Genomic DNA, 14,678 nt, shown 5'->3' with positions numbered 1-14,678 from the left:
TGCGCGGCGGGTGGAGCCGCGTCAGAATGCGATTCCCCGCCTCGACAACCTGCGCTAGGCTTGCGGCAAAACAACGGCATGAGGCGCGGGCAGATGCAGAATGTGGCGGCGGCGCTGACCATGGTGCGGGAGGATGCGTTCTTCCTCAAGGCCTGGTTGCGCCACTACGGCGAAACCTTCGGGCGCGAGAATTGCTACATCGTCAACCACGGCCGGGGCGAAGAGGTGGCGCGCCTGGCCGAAGGCTGCAATATCATCGGGATACCAGGCGATCCTCATCCAAATTTCGACATGAAGCGCTGGCGCATGCTGAACAACCTGGTGCAGGGGTTGCGCTGCTACTACACCCACGTTGTCGTCGGCGATGTCGACGAACTGGTGGTGGTCGACCCGGCGCAGGGTGGCAGCCTGCTGGACTACCTGCGCGGGCAGCGGGGCAAGCGGGTGCTGACGCCGCTGGGGCTGGAGGTGATCCACCGCATCGACCTGGAAACCGATGAGATCACCGGGCCGATCCTGGGCCCGCGCCGGCATGTTCGGCTGGCGCCGCACTATTCCAAGCCCTGCATCCTCAGCCACGGCGCCAAGATCGCGCGGGGTGGGCATTTCACCCAGTTCGACCAGCTGATCGCGCCGGATGAACTGTATCTGTTTCACCTGAAGTTCTGCGATTTCGGCAATTACGTCAGCACCATGAACGCCCGAAACCGGGTGACGCAGGAGGTGGGCGTGGGGATCCGGGAGGCTGCCATCGGGCGGCACTGGTTCGCCGAGGCGCGCGGCGAGGACCGCGCCGTTTTCGAGGCCTTCGGCGCGCTGCCGGTGCACGAGGGCTTTGACCTGGGCTGGGTGCGGCAGCGCATGGCGCGCAGCTGGGCGCCGCGCGGCGAGACCGGGTATTTTGCCTTCAAGCGGCCGGACTACGACGGGCAGTATGTCCTGCCCGATCGTTTTCATGGCGTGATCTGACCGTCAGAACCCGCGCGACGTGGCGAAGGTGATGGTGTTGATGTTCAGCGCGGGAAGGCTGTCCTCGACCAGCGCGCCGGCGGCGGCCAGGAAGCTCTGCGAGCGTCCGTCGAGCAGGGCAAAGCCGGTGTCCCAGACCGCAGCGGGCATGTAGAACATTGCAAAGGCCAGCACCGCGCCCGACAGCAGAGCGCGGGAATTGCGGCGTCGCGCGCCCCGGGTGAGCGCCACGCGGACCATGTGCACGGCCAGCATCACCAGCGACGCGGCCAGCACGGCGGCCAGTGCCGACAGGATCCAGTGTTGCGCCTCGGCGGACAGGGTTCCCTGGCGCAGCGAAGCCTCGATGTGACCGCGTCCGTTGCCGATGGCGGCGACACTGTAGGCCCAGCCGAAGCCGATCAGCGCGGCGCCCAGCACATGCGGCTTGGTCTCGTCCTTGGCGTAGGCGCGGTCCCCCATGCGGAAAAAGCGGGGATCGATGCGTTTGACCCGGCGGCTGAAGTCGCCGTGGTCCTGCTTGCGGAGGGTGTAGTTGCGATGTGTCATGCTCATGGTGTTCGGGATAGCCGCCGATTTGGGCAGGATCGGGGCATGATCCGGTTGCAACCATGGTTTTGTCACGCAGATGAACAGGATTTTAACAAGGCGGCCGGCCCCGGTGGCGATGCCAATGGCGGGGCCGGCCAGAGTGCCTCAGCGGATCGCGTCGAGGATGCGCGCCCAGCTGCGGATGCCCTTGTGGAAACTCTCGACGTCGTATTTCTCGTTTGGGGAATGGATCTGGTCGTCATCCTTGCCCCAACCCACCAGCATCGAATCCATGCCGAGAATCGACTTGAAGTAGCCCGCCACCGGGATCGAGCCGCCGCAGCCGGCAAAGGCCGCCTCATGGCCCCATTCCGCGCCCAGCACGGCGCGCGCCGATTCAAAGGCGGGATGGGTCGTTGTCATCTGCCCGGCAGGTGACGCGCCGTGGCCGTGGAACTCGACCTTCACGTCCTCGGGCAGTTGGGCCTGCACCCAGGACCGGAAATGCGCGCGGATCTTGTGCGGGTCCTGCTGGCCGACCAGGCGAAAGCTGACCTTGGCCGAGGCTTTGGACGGCAGCACGGTCTTGAACCCGTCGCCGGTGTAGCCGCCCTTGATGCCGTTGATCTCGGCCGTGGGCCGCGACCAGATCATCTCGAGCGCGGAGCGGTCCTGTTCCCCCGCCGGGATCGACAGCCCCACGTCACCCAGGAAAGCCGCGTGGTCAAAGTTCAGCGCCTGCCATTGTGCCTGCATCTCTGGCGTCAGTTCTGGCACGCCATCGTAGAAATGCGGCACCTGGATACGGCACCGGTCGTCGTGCAGGTTGGCCAGCACCTTGGTCAGGACGCGGATCGGGTTGATCGCGGCACCGCCGTACATGCCGGAATGCAGGTCCTTGTCCGGCCCGGTGAGCAGGATCTCCTCACCCAGCAGCCCGCGCAGCTGGGTGATGATCGCCGGCACGCGCGACTCGAACAGGCCGGTGTCGCAGATCAGCGCGATGTCGGCCTTCAACTCGTCCTTGTGCGCCTCCATGAAGGGGATCAGCGAGGGCGAGCCGGACTCTTCCTCGCCCTCGAAGAAGAAGGTGATGCGGCAGGGCATGGTGCCGTGCACCGCCTTCCAGGCGCGGCAAGCCTCGACAAAACTCATCAGCTGGCCCTTGTCGTCCGCCGCTCCGCGCGCGCGGATCACCCGGCCCTTTGGGGTGTCCTCGATCGCGGGGTCAAAGGGGTCGCGGTGCCACAGGTTCAGCGGGTCCACCGGCTGCACATCATAGTGTCCGTAGAACAGCACGTGCGGGCCGTCGCCCTCGACATGGCCGACAACCATCGGATGCCCGGGCGTGGCGCGCGACTCGGCCGCAATTCCCAGGCCTTGCAGGTCGGCGACCAGCCAGTCGGCGGCCTGTTTGCACTGCGCGGCATAGGCCGGATCGGTCGAGATCGAGGGGATGCGCAAGAGCGCCATCAGGCGGTCCAGCGCGTCAGGCAGGTCGGCGTCGATGCGGGCGAGGGTGGCGTCGAGGGACATGGGAACTCCTGTTGGATTTGCGGCGGAGCCTAGGACCGGGGCCGGGGGCTGTCCAGTCGCGCTCAGAGCGCGACCAGCGGCGCGGCGGCGAGGATGTCGCCGGTCGGCGCGCCGGTGGGGGAGCCGCCGGGCGGTTCGTCCGAAATGGCCAGCGTTCCGCCGGCCAGTTGCGCCACCAGGGTATCGGTCAGGGTGATGGCGATCACCTCGGATTCGGGCAGCACGCCGAGCGACACCGGGGCAGGGGCGCCTTCGGCGATCAGCCAGAGTTCCAGCACCCGGCCGGGGCGGGCATTGCCCGCGACCCGGGCCAGGGTGATTTCGTCCCCGGCCACCCGCGCCTCCAGCCGCAAGGTGCCGTCGGCCGAGGCAAGCAGCGCCGTGTAGGACCGGCCCCACAGCAGGGGCAGCGGCGACACCATCATCAGTGCGGCCAGCGTGGCGAGTCCCAGGCCGGCGCCCAGCCACCAGCGGCGCGATCGGCCTTCGGGCGCGCCGGCCACCTGGGCCAGCAGCTGTTGCCGCAACCGTGGCGCGGGGGGCACCGGGGCCAGGTCCTCGGCCATGGCGGCCAGCCGCGCCTCCCAGTCGTGGACGCGGGCGGCAAATGCGGGATCCTCGCGCACCCGCCGCGCCGCAGCCTGCTGGCTGTCGGGGTCGAGCAGCCGCAGCACGTATTCCGCGGCCAGAAGGTCGTCCTCGTCCGGCACGAAGGGCAGATCCGCAGTCATCGCGACATGCACTCCCTCAGGCTTTGCAGGCTGCGCCGCAGCCAGGTCCGCATGGTGTTCAGCGGCACCGCGAACCGCTGCGCCAGGTCGGCGTAGCTGTCACCCTCCAGGTAGGCGGCGCGCACCGCCTCGGCCCGTTCATCCGGCAGTTGGCCCAGACAATCGACGATGCGGCGGCTTTCCGAGGCGGCGATGGTCGCCGCCTCCGGTCCGGGCCGCGCGTCGGGCAGGCTGTCGGTCTCGGTCTCGGTCTCGGCGCGGTCGCCGGTGGCGCGGCGGCGGGCGCGCAGCCGGTCGATGGCGATGTTGCGCGCCAGCGTGATCAGCCAGGTCATCGGGCTGTGCCCGGTCACGGCATAGCGTCCGGCCTTGTTCCAGACGCGCAGGTAGACCTCCTGCAACGTGTCCTCGGCCTCTTCGCGGTCCTTCAGCACCGACAGGCAGATCGCCAGCAGCTTGCCGCTGGTGGCATCGTAGAGCGCGGCAAAAGCGGCCCGGTCGCGCAGGGCGGTGCGCGCGATCAGGTCTTCGATGTCCGCGCGCGTTGTCATGCTGCCCCGTCCGTTCATGCGCCGATGCGATCATGTTCGGGCCGGGGCTGCAAATGAAAAGCGCGTGTCGGGCGGGCGATCAGGTCGCCACCACCACCAACCCGGCCAACACAAGCGCCGCGCCCACCCCCTGCCGCAGGTCGAATCCCTCGCCGATGCTGGCGGCGAAGGCCAGGACCAAAACCGTTTCCACGGCGAGAATCGCGATGTAGAGCACCGACAGGTGGGTCACGCGCATCAGCGCGACCTCGGCGGCAAAGGCCAGTGTGAAACCCGTCAGTGCGATGCAGACCCCCGCGACGTGAAATCCGGAGGCGGCGGCCTTCATGCCGACGGTGGCGACGACATAGCCGATGGCGGTCAGCAGGACGAGAACGGGCGGGGAAAAAAGCGGAAAGACAAGAGGAACCATGGGTAATACCGTGCTTTGCAAAGGAAACCGTGATGGAGTGTGGATTCATTCTACATCCTGCGGTTGTGAGGCCAAGTCGGTCATTCCTGACCTTGCTCCGGGGCGCGATCCGGGTTTTGATGTTTCCGATATGCGACATTGCGTACCGTCCGGGTGCCGTTGTCATGCGTATGTCTTGACGCAGATCAAGGATGCGACCGTTGGTCCGGTCCTAAACGGTAGACACAAGAGAAGTTGCGCTTTAGTTATTCACGAAATTGAATAAGCGACGCGCCCGGATCGACTGGCCCACGGGTCAGGCCGAAAGCAGAAGGAGGATGCCGGTGGACTACACGGCAAAACTGGATGACGCCCTGAACAGCCTGCACAAGGAAGGCCGTTATCGCACCTTCATCGATATCGAGCGCAAGAAGGGCCAGTTCCCCCATGCCATCTGGCGCAAGCCGGACGGTTCGGAAAAGCCGATCACCGTCTGGTGCGGCAACGATTACCTGGGCATGGGCCAGCATCCGGTTGTCCTGGCCGCCATGCACGAGGCGCTGGACGCCACCGGCGCCGGTTCGGGCGGCACGCGCAACATCTCGGGCACCACGGTCTGGCACAAGCGGCTGGAGGCCGAGCTGGCCGACCTGCACGGCAAGGAATCGGCGCTGCTGTTCACCTCGGCCTACATCGCCAACGATGCGACGCTGAGCACCCTGCCCAAGCTGTTCCCAGGCCTGATCATCTACTCGGATTCGCTGAACCACGCCTCGATGATCGAGGGTGTCCGCCGCAACGGTGGCGCCAAGCGCATCTTCAAGCACAACGACCTGGCCGATCTGCGCGCCAAGCTGGAGGCCGACGATCCCGCCGCGCCCAAGCTGATCGCCTTTGAATCGATCTACTCGATGGACGGCGACTTTGGCCCGATCGAGGCGATCTGCGATCTCGCCGACGAATTCGGCGCGCTGACCTACATCGACGAGGTGCACGCGGTGGGCATGTACGGCCCGCGCGGCGCCGGCGTGGCCGAACGTGACGGCCTGATGCACCGCATCGACATCATCAACGGCACCCTGGCCAAGGCCTACGGCGTGATGGGCGGCTACATCGCCGCCAGCCACAAGATGTGCGACGCCATCCGCTCCTATGCGCCGGGCTTCATCTTCACCACCTCGCTGCCGCCGGCGGTGGCGGCGGGGGCGGCGGCCTCGGTCGCCTGGCTCAAGACCGACCAGTCGCTGCGCGAGCGGCATCAGACCCAGGCCAGCATCCTCAAGCTGCGGCTCAAGGGCATGGGCCTGCCGATCATCGACCACGGCAGCCACATCGTGCCGGTGATCGTCGGCGATCCGGTCCACACCAAGAAGCTGTCCGACATGCTTCTGGAGGGCTACGGCATCTACGTCCAGCCGATCAACTTCCCCACCGTTCCGCGCGGAACCGAGCGTCTGCGCTTCACGCCGTCGCCGGTGCACGGACCCAGGGAAATGGACCGGCTTGTTAAGGCGATGGATGAACTCTGGAGCCACTGTGCGCTGAATCGCGCTGAACTGGCGGGTTGAACCCCCCGTTATCCTGTCAAAACACTTGAGTTGTGTTAAGCTGACCGCAATAACCGGGCCGAGCGAATCGTGAAGTCCGGGCGGGCAGGCACGGACAGTAACAGGATGGGGCAGCCGCGGATGATCGGGCGCAAAACCCAACACCGTGACAAGACGGAAGACAGCGCACCTCAGGGGTTTGATGACTTCACCCTGAAGTTGGGCGATGTCATGCGCGGTGAACGGGCGACGATGGGCAAGTCGCTACTTGATGTGCAACGTGAACTGCGCATCAAGGCCAGTTACATTGCGGCCATCGAAAACTGCGATCCTTCCGCCTTTGACACGCCCGGTTTCATCGCCGGCTATGTCCGGTCCTATGCCCGTTACCTCGGGATGGACCCGGACGAGGCCTTTGCCCATTTCTGCGCCGAAAGCGGGTTTTCCGTCGCGCATGGCATGTCGCAGCACGCCTCTGTCGTGCGCAAGCCCAAGCCGGGTGACGACAAGCCGCGCCCGCGCGCGCGTGATTCCCTGGCCGAACCCCGCATGCCCTTCGCGCCCGCGCGCGACAGCCTGCTGTCCCGGATCGAACCGGGCGCGCTGGGGTCGTCGATCGTCCTGCTGGCGCTGCTGGGCGGCATCGGCTACGGCGGCTACTTTGTCTTGCAGGAGGTCCAGCGCGTCCAGGTGACGCCGGTGGACCAGACGCCGATCGTGCTGAGCGAACTGGACCCGCTTCAGGCCGCCATGGCGCCCGCCGCCACCGGGGATGACCCGGTCCAGCAGGCCGGGCTGTTCACACCGCCGACCACCGAGGCGTTTGACCGGCTGTACCGGCCGCAGGCGCTGGATGTGCCTGTGCTGGTGGCGCGGGATGCGCCGATCTCGTCGCTGGACCCGGACAGCGTGGGCGTCTTTGCCCGCAACGGCTCGGGCCGCCTGCCGAACGTACAGGATAGTTCGCTGGCCGCCGCGGCCCTGGCCGAACGGCTGGTGGCCGAGGGTGTGCTGCCGCGGGATGCGGTTCCGACGCGCGCGGAGACAACGCCGCTGCTCACTGCCTCGCGGGGCGTGACCGTCGTCGCCGCCCGCCCGGCCTGGGTCGAGGTGCGGTCGGAAACCGGCGGTGTGCTGATCTCGCGCGTTCTGAACGCCGGCGAGACCTTTGCCGTGCCGCAAGGCACCGTGAACCCGCGCATCCGCGTCGGCGAATCCGGTGCCGTCTACTTCAACGTCGATGGCCAGACCTACGGGCCGACCGGCGCGCCCGGCCGGGTAACCGGCAATGTCTCGCTGGTCGCCACTGACGTGGTGGCCAAATACGCCCCGGCCGACCTGGACAAGGACCGCGATCTGGTGGCGGCGCTGACCAACCTGGGTCTTTCCGCGCCGCAAGCGCAGCCGCAAACGCAACTTGCGCAGGCGGCACCGGTGGCACCCGCCGCCCCTGTGGCCCCCGTCGCCCCGGCCGCGCCCGCGTTGTCGGCGGCAGTGCCGCTGCAACCCATGATGGGCCCATCGCGCCCGCTGACGCTGGCCGACCTGACCCCGACCGAAACCGCGCCGGCCGAACCGACGCTGACCCCGGTCGCGCGCCCGGCCGCCCTGGCCGCCGCACAGCCCGTCGCGCCCGCCGAGGCCCCCGCCGTGCCCGGCGCCCCGCGCGTGACCGCGACCCCTACGCCGGGGATCACGGTTGTCGCCACGGCGGAAACCTGGGTCGAGGTGACCTCGCCCTCGGGGCAGAAACTGTTCGCGCGGACCCTGCAGGCGGGTGAAACCTACGCCGTGCCGCAGACCGACCAGCCGGCGACGATCTTTTCGGGCAATGCCGGGGGCGTGTTCTTTGCCGTCAACGGCCAGACCTACGGACCCTACGGCGAAAGCGGCCAGTTCGGGCGCAACCTCGCGCTCGACGCCGGCGAGATCCAGAGCAAGATGCAGGTGGCCGATCTGACGCGCAACCAGACCCTTGCCAAGGTCGTCGCGGAACTCCAGCTTCAGAACCAGTGAATTCGGCCGCGTCCGGCCGTCCAGACGCTGGTCTGAGGATGCGCGCCGCGCTATCTATGGCGTAAACCTGAGTTAACACAGGACCGGAGCGCATGAGCCTCAATCACGTCCGCCCGTGGCGCAACATCTATCGCCGCAAGTCCCGCCAGATCATGGTGGGAAATGTCCCGGTCGGCGGGGACGCACCGATTTCGGTGCAGACCATGACCAACACCGTCACAACGGATATTCCCGGCACGATCAAACAGATACAGGCCGCAGCTGATGCGGGTGCCGACATCGTCCGGGTGTCTGTGCCGGATCAGGACTCGTCCCGTGCGCTGCGCGAGATCGTGCGCGAAAGCCCGGTGCCGATCGTTGCCGACATCCATTTCCACTACAAGCGGGGAATCGAGGCCGCCGAGGCGGGCGCCGCCTGCCTGCGCATCAACCCCGGCAACATCGGCAGCCAGGACCGCGTGCGCGAGGTCATCAAGGCCGCGCGCGACAACAATTGCTCCATCCGGATCGGCGTGAACGCCGGCAGCCTGGAAAAGCACCTGCTGGAGAAATACGGCGAACCCTGTCCCGATGCCATGGTCGACTCCGGCATGGATCACATCAAGATCCTGCAGGACAACGACTTTCACGAGTTCAAGATCAGCTGCAAGGCCTCCGATGTCTTCATGGCCGCCGCCGCCTACCAGAAGTTGGCCGACCTGACCGATGCGCCGATTCACCTGGGCATCACCGAGGCGGGCGGGCTGATGTCCGGCACGATCAAGAGCGCGATCGGCCTGGGCAACCTCTTGTGGATGGGCATCGGCGACACGATCCGCGTGTCTCTTTCGGCGGACCCCGTCGAGGAGGTGAAGGTCGGTTTCGAGATCCTGAAATCGCTGGGCCTGCGCCACCGCGGCGTCAACATCATCTCCTGCCCGTCCTGTGCGCGGCAGGGTTTTGACGTGATCAAGACCGTGGAAGCCCTTGAAAAGAGGCTGGAACACATCAAGACGCCGATGAGCCTGTCGATCATTGGCTGCGTCGTGAACGGCCCCGGCGAGGCGCTGATGACCGATGTCGGCTTTACCGGCGGCGGTGCCGGGTCGGGCATGGTCTACATGGCGGGCAAGGCCAGCCACAAGCTGTCCAACGACCAGATGGTCGAGCACATCGTCGAGCAGGTTGAGAAGAAGGCCGCCGAGATCGAGGCGCGCGAGGCCGCCGAAGCGGCCAAGGCAACCGAAGCGGCCGAGTAGGTCACTCGCTCAGGTAACGCTCCAGCACTAGGACCGGCATGTCGCCACGGATCAGCCTGTCGGGCATGACGTAGGAGGGCAGCGTGTCCAGCCCCAGCCGCGTCATGATCGCGGCGTCCTCGGGGTGCGCGGTGTCCACGACAGCGGCGCGGACCCCAAGGCGCGTGACCAGCGCCTCAAGCGCGGTCAGCGCGGCGGCGCAGTCCGGGCAATCGGGGCCGGTCAGGATCGCGATCACCGGAACGCCGTCCGGGCCGAACCCCGTGCGCGACGGGTCGAACAGGCTGTCCTCGGCGGCGATGCGGGCAAGGTCGCTGGCGATGTCCTCGGCGTAGGGATCGGCGATCACCGGCGCGGGAGTCTGAAGCGCCTTCAGCCGCGCGCGGAAATCGGCACCCGGCCCGCTGTCCGACGCGGTCTGCGCCCCCGCCGCCGTGGCGGCGAGGGTCAGCGCCACGAGGACGCGCGACATTACTGGCGTTCTTGCGCCACGATCTGCTGCATGGTCGGCAACGGCGCGTAGCCGCGCACCATCTGCTCGCCAAAGACAAAGCTGGGCGTGCCGTTGATGTTCAACGCCTGCGCCAGCGCGCGTGTCTCGGAGATGCGGCGGGTGATTTCCTCGCTGCCCATCTCGGCCATGATCTGGTCGGCGTCCAGGCCCAGCGTCTCGGCGATGCGGCGCAGCGGGCCGTTGCCCGGGTTGCCCTCGAGCGTGATCAAAGCGCTGCGCACCGATTCATAGGCTTCCTCCCCGGCGACGATCAGCGTGGCCAGCGCAAAGCGCGACGAGATCATCGAGGCCTCGCCCAAGATCGGGAATTCCTTGACGATGTAGCGGATGTTGCCGTCGGAGGAGATCAGCTCCTCGACTTCCGGATGCGCGCGGCGGCAGAAACCGCAGCGGTAGTCCATGAACTCGATCACGGTCACATCGCCCTCGGGGTTGCCGCCGACAAAGGAAAACCCGTCGTTGACCAGCTTGTCCATGTTGTCGGCCACCAGGGCCACGTCCTGCGCCTCCTGCGCGTCTTTCTCCCGCGCTTCCAGCACGGCCACCGCCTCCATGATCACCTGCGGGTTTTCCAGCAGGTAGTTGCGCACCTGCGCGCCAAAGGCGGCCTGCTGCTCGGGGGTCATCGCGTCGAAATCGAAGGCCGGCACGTCCTGGGCCTGCGCCATCGGCGCGGCCAGCAGGCTGAGGGCAAGGGCGGTGCTGCGCAGGATGGTCTGTGTGCGGGGCATGGGGTCTCCTGGAAAGGCTGAAAAAGAGGTCATTTCGATTGTTCGGCGGCGATTACCACATCCTGCGCCCTTTGCCACGGGGCAGAGCCGCGCGGCAACTGGCCCAGCGCGCGGTTGGCGTGCAGGGCGGCATCCTTCATCCGGCCGGACAGCGCATAGCGTTCGGCGGTGGCGACCGAGGCAAGGCCCGGCTGGCCGGTCTTGGCATAGGCCACGGCCAGGTCGCGCAGGATGCGCGGATCGGAAAAATCGCGCCCGCGCGCGGCCTCCAGCGCCTTGAGCGCCTGGCTGTAGTTGCCGGTGGCCAGCAGCGCGCGGCCCAGCCCGCCCAGGATCAGCGCCTCGCGCGGGGCGCGGCTGGAGGCGGCCTGGTAGACCTGCACGGCGGCGGCGAACTGGCGCGATTCCAGCAGGATCTGGCCCTTCAGCTCCAGCAGGTAAGGGTCATCCGGGCGCAGGGCGATGGCGCGGTCGATGGCGGCCACCGCCTTTTTCATGTCGGACTGGCGGTGGTGGGCCACCGCTTCGCGCATGTAGGCGATGTCCTGACTGCCGCTGTCCTTGAGCCGTCGCAGCGTCCAGGACGGCGCGCGCTTGAAGGCGGTCAGCTTGCCCTGCGCGCGCTTGAACCAGTATTGCGCTGCGGGATCGGCGGGCGGGCTCTTTTGCCCGGCGACCATCCCTTCGAGCGCGCGCAGCCGGTCGCGGGTCAGCGGATGGGTGCGCAGGTAGGGGTCCTGGCGGCCGGCGGACAGCGCCTCCTGGCCGCGGAACATCTGTTGCACCTCCAGCGCGCCCTTGGGGTCGATCCCGGCGCGCAGCATGAAACGGATCGACGACAGGTCGGCGGCGGTTTCCTCGGCGCGGGTGTGCGACAGGAACATCCGCATGGCCGAGCTTTGCGAGCCGATGGCGAAACCCGCGGCGGCCTGGCTGTTGGCGCCCGCGGCGGCGGCGGCGGCGGCCAGCACCATGCCGAGACCGGCGGCGTTGCGCGCGGCGCGCATGTTGCCCAGCCGCCGGGTGATGTGGCCGTTGGCGATATGCGCCGCCTCGTGCGCGATGACGGCCTGCAACGCCGCGGCACTGTCCAGCCGCATGATCAGCCCGGAATGGATGAAGATGTACTGCGTGTCGGCGACAAAGGCATTGAGCGAGTCGTCGTCCACCAGCACGATCCGCACCTGCTGCGGGCTGAGACCGGCGGCGCTGAGCACCGGCGCGGCCAGCTGGCGCAGCGCATGTTCGATGTCGGCGTCGCGCAGCAGGGTTGTCGCCGCCCGCACGGGCGCGGCAGCGATCAGCGACAGGCCAAGGACCATGGCGATCAGCCGGGACAGGATCCTGGTCCGGAACATTGACGGGGCACTCCTTGCGCTCGTAAGGCACTTGGGCGGCACAGTAGAGAGGCAGGCATGCGGAGTTCAAGGCGCGGAGCGGTTGATCCCTTTATCGTGATGGATGTCATGGAGGCGGCGCGGCAGGCCGAGGCCGCCGGGCGACGGATCATCCACATGGAGGTGGGCCAGCCTGGCACCCCTGCGCCACAGGCGGCGCGGCAGGCACTGGCGACGGCGCTGGAGCGCGACCCGCTGGGCTACACCGTGGCGCTGGGTCTGCCCGCGCTGCGCGCCCGCATCGCCCTGCTCTACAAGGAATGGTACGGGCTGGACCTGGACCCGGCGCGGGTCATCGTGACGCCCGGGTCGTCGGGCGGCTTCATCCTGGCCTTTACCGCGCTGTTCGACGCGGGCGAACGGGTGGCGCTGGGGGCGCCGGGCTACCCGTCCTACCGGCAGATCCTCAAGGCGCTGGAACTGGTCCCGGTCGAGGTGCAGACTTCGGCGGAGAACCGCCTGCAACCGACGCCACAGGACCTGGTGGGGATCGACTACGAGGGGCTGATGGTCGCCAGCCCGGCGAATCCCACCGGCACGATGCTGGACAAACCGGCGCTGTCGGCGCTGGTCGAGGCGGCGCAGGCGCGTGGAGCGGCCTTCCTGTCGGACGAGATCTACCACGGCATCGAGTACGAGCGTCGCGCGGTCAGCGCGTTGGAGATCAGCGACGACGTGGTGGTGATCAACTCCTTCTCCAAGTATTTCTCGATGACCGGCTGGCGCGTCGGCTGGCTGGTGGTGCCCGACGACCTGGTGCGCCAGGTCGAGCGGCTGGCGCAGAACTTCTTCATCTGCGCGCCCCACGCGGCGCAGGTGGCGGCCCTGGCGGCGATGGACGCGGGTGAGGAATTGCAGGCCAACATGGCGGTCTATGCCCGCAACCGCGCGCTGATGTTGGAGGGGCTGCCCAAGGCCGGCTTCGACCGCATCGCGCCGCCGGACGGGGCGTTCTACGTCTATGCCGATGTCAGCCACCTGACCGACGACAGCCGGGCCTTCGCGCGCGAGATCCTGGACGTGGCGGGGGTGGCGGTCACGCCGGGGCTGGACTTTGACCCGCAGCGGGGCGCGGGCACCCTGCGGTTTTCCTATGCCCGCGCGACGGCGGACATCGAGGAAGGGCTGACGCGGTTGACGGCGTTCATGGCGGCGCGCGGGTGAGGTCCCGACGCAAGGCCGGGACGGGCGGGTCCCGGACACGTAACTTGGGCGTGCGCGGCGGCGGTCGCCCTGCTAGGGTGGCGCAAAACAACCGGGAACGGGGCGGATGAGCAGGGTCCTGAGCATACTACTTGCGGCTTGCCTCTGGGCGGGCACGCTGGCGGCGCAGGAGGCCGCGGGCCTCGTGCGGCTGACCAAGGCGCAGCTGGAGGACCGCAGCGGCGGCATCGAATTGACGCTGGGCCTGTCGCAGGGCGTGCCCTGGCGGCTGTTCACCCTGACTGACCCTTACCGGCTGGTGATCGACTTCAGCGAGGTCGACTGGCAGGAGGCGGACCCCCGCGCCATCGACCAGAGCGAGGCCGTGACCGAGCTGCGCATGGGGCTGTTCCGGCCCGGCTGGTCGCGTCTGGTGGCCGAACTGACAGTGCCTCTGGTGGTGAACAGCGCCGAGATGCGCGTTCAGCCCGACGGCGCCGGGGCCGAGTTGCGCGTCGCGCTGGCGCCGGGCGCGCCGGAGGCCTTTGCCGCGCGCGCCGGTCAGCCGCCCGATCCGGCCTGGGTCCGGATGCGGCCGGTCGCCCGCCGCACCGCGCCTGACCCGGATCGCCCGCTGACCATCGTGCTGGACCCGGGCCACGGCGGCATCGACCCCGGCGCGCAGCGCGACGATGTCACCGAAGCCGACCTGATGCTGCAATTCGCGCTGGACCTGCGTGAGGTCCTGCTGCGGGCGGGCGACTACAAGGTGGTGCTGACCCGCGAGGAGGACCGCTTTGTCTCGCTCGAAGGGCGGGTCAAGCAGGCGCATGACGCGCAGGCCGACCTGTTCATTTCCTTGCACGCCGATGCGCTGCTGGAGGGGGTCGCCCGGGGCGCGGCGGTCTACACCCTGTCCGAGGACGCCTCGGACGCGGCTTCGGCCGCGCTGGCCGAACGGCATGACCGTGACGACCTGCTGGCGGGGCTCGATCTGTCAGGGTCGGACGACCGCGTGGCGCAGATCCTGATGGACCTGGCGCGGCTGGACAACACGCCGCGCAGCCAGGCGCTGGCGGGGCACCTGGTCGACGGTATCCGCAACTCGATGGGGCATGTCCACAAGGACCCGCTGCGGCAGGCGGCCTTTTCGGTGCTGAAATCGGCTGACATCCCCTCGGTGCTGATCGAGGTGGGGTTCCTGTCCACCGAACAGGACCTGAGGAACCTGCGCGATCCGGCCTGGCGCGCCGGCATGGCGGCGGGCATCCGCGACGGCATCGCCGCCTGGCTGATCGAGGACGCGGCGCTGTCCGGGCTGCGGCGGCAATAGGCTCACCCGTCAGGGCATCGGCAAAACCCCGCGCGCTTGTGTTTTGACGG

At 68.0% G+C, this 14,678-nt stretch carries 14 protein-coding genes; 6 read left to right on the top strand and 8 right to left on the bottom strand.

Going from position 1 to position 14,678, the window contains the following annotated elements; all coding sequences use genetic code 11:
• The first annotated feature begins 93 nt into the window (after nt 1–93).
• Nucleotides 94–969, top strand: coding sequence for a glycosyltransferase family protein (locus MAA8898_RS15185; RefSeq protein ID WP_094021881.1), 876 nt, complete (start codon nt 94–96; stop codon nt 967–969).
• A 3-nt stretch (nt 970–972) separates the two neighbouring features.
• Here MAA8898_RS15185 and MAA8898_RS15180 read toward each other — a convergent pair whose 3' ends face one another.
• The 5 genes from MAA8898_RS15180 to MAA8898_RS15160 all read right to left on the bottom strand — a co-directional run bounded on the left by MAA8898_RS15180 (nt 973) and on the right by MAA8898_RS15160 (nt 4,730).
• Complete coding sequence (locus MAA8898_RS15180) at nt 973–1,518, bottom strand: hypothetical protein (RefSeq protein ID WP_094021880.1); 546 nt, start codon at nt 1,516–1,518, stop codon at nt 973–975.
• Between the two features lie 147 nt (nt 1,519–1,665).
• Nucleotides 1,666–3,036: a M20/M25/M40 family metallo-hydrolase gene (locus MAA8898_RS15175; protein ID WP_094021879.1), complete on the bottom strand. Its 1,371-nt coding sequence runs from the start codon at nt 3,034–3,036 to the stop codon at nt 1,666–1,668.
• 62 nt (nt 3,037–3,098) lie between these two features.
• Nucleotides 3,099–3,767, bottom strand: coding sequence for an anti-sigma factor (locus MAA8898_RS15170; protein WP_094021878.1), 669 nt, complete (start codon nt 3,765–3,767; stop codon nt 3,099–3,101).
• Nucleotides 3,764–4,318, bottom strand: a complete 555-nt coding sequence (locus MAA8898_RS15165; RefSeq protein ID WP_094021995.1) for a sigma-70 family RNA polymerase sigma factor — start codon at nt 4,316–4,318, stop codon at nt 3,764–3,766. Before MAA8898_RS15165 ends, MAA8898_RS15170 begins: the two co-directional genes overlap by 4 nt.
• A gap of 79 nt (nt 4,319–4,397) precedes the next feature.
• Nucleotides 4,398–4,730 (bottom strand): 5-aminolevulinate synthase, encoded by a 333-nt coding sequence (locus tag MAA8898_RS15160; protein ID WP_094021877.1) that lies wholly within the window; start codon nt 4,728–4,730, stop codon nt 4,398–4,400.
• A gap of 323 nt (nt 4,731–5,053) precedes the next feature.
• Here MAA8898_RS15160 and hemA point away from each other — a divergent pair, with 323 nt between their 5' ends.
• From hemA to ispG, 3 genes are all read left to right on the top strand, one after another.
• Complete coding sequence (gene hemA, locus MAA8898_RS15155) at nt 5,054–6,277, top strand: 5-aminolevulinate synthase (protein WP_094021994.1); 1,224 nt, start codon at nt 5,054–5,056, stop codon at nt 6,275–6,277.
• Nucleotides 6,278–6,397: 120 nt separating this feature from the next.
• Entirely contained in the window at nt 6,398–8,272 is a 1,875-nt protein-coding gene (locus MAA8898_RS15150) for a helix-turn-helix domain-containing protein (RefSeq protein ID WP_094021876.1), read from the top strand.
• A gap of 92 nt (nt 8,273–8,364) precedes the next feature.
• Complete coding sequence (gene ispG, locus MAA8898_RS15145; protein ID WP_094021875.1) at nt 8,365–9,510, top strand: flavodoxin-dependent (E)-4-hydroxy-3-methylbut-2-enyl-diphosphate synthase; 1,146 nt, start codon at nt 8,365–8,367, stop codon at nt 9,508–9,510.
• 1 nt (nt 9,511) lies between these two features.
• Here ispG and MAA8898_RS15140 read toward each other — a convergent pair whose 3' ends face one another.
• Genes MAA8898_RS15140 through MAA8898_RS15130 form a run of 3 tightly spaced genes read right to left on the bottom strand, consistent with a single transcriptional unit; the run spans nt 9,512 to nt 12,113 of the window.
• Nucleotides 9,512–9,982, bottom strand: coding sequence for a hypothetical protein (locus MAA8898_RS15140; RefSeq protein WP_094021874.1), 471 nt, complete (start codon nt 9,980–9,982; stop codon nt 9,512–9,514).
• Nucleotides 9,982–10,755, bottom strand: a complete 774-nt coding sequence (locus tag MAA8898_RS15135) for a DsbA family protein (protein ID WP_094021873.1) — start codon at nt 10,753–10,755, stop codon at nt 9,982–9,984. The genes MAA8898_RS15140 and MAA8898_RS15135 overlap by 1 nt, the downstream gene beginning before the upstream one ends.
• 29 nt (nt 10,756–10,784) lie before the next feature.
• Entirely contained in the window at nt 10,785–12,113 is a 1,329-nt protein-coding gene (locus tag MAA8898_RS15130) for a M48 family metalloprotease (RefSeq protein WP_094021872.1), read from the bottom strand.
• A gap of 57 nt (nt 12,114–12,170) precedes the next feature.
• Between MAA8898_RS15130 and MAA8898_RS15125 the strand changes: the two genes are divergently transcribed.
• Nucleotides 12,171–13,316 carry a pyridoxal phosphate-dependent aminotransferase gene (locus tag MAA8898_RS15125; protein WP_094021871.1) on the top strand — a complete coding sequence of 382 codons (1,146 nt, stop codon included), beginning with the start codon at nt 12,171–12,173 and terminating at the stop codon, nt 13,314–13,316.
• 106 nt (nt 13,317–13,422) lie between these two features.
• The gene (locus MAA8898_RS15120) at nt 13,423–14,628 is read left to right on the top strand and encodes an N-acetylmuramoyl-L-alanine amidase (protein ID WP_094021870.1); all 1,206 of its coding nucleotides are present in this window, start codon (nt 13,423–13,425) and stop codon (nt 14,626–14,628) included.
• Nucleotides 14,629–14,678: the final 50 nt, after the last annotated feature.

The sequence above is a fragment of the Antarctobacter aquimaris genome (assembly GCF_900184945.1).
Lineage (GTDB): Bacteria > Pseudomonadota > Alphaproteobacteria > Rhodobacterales > Rhodobacteraceae > Maliponia > Maliponia aquimaris.
Note: the sequence above shows the minus strand (reverse complement) of the source record. Positions and strands in the feature narration are given on the sequence as shown.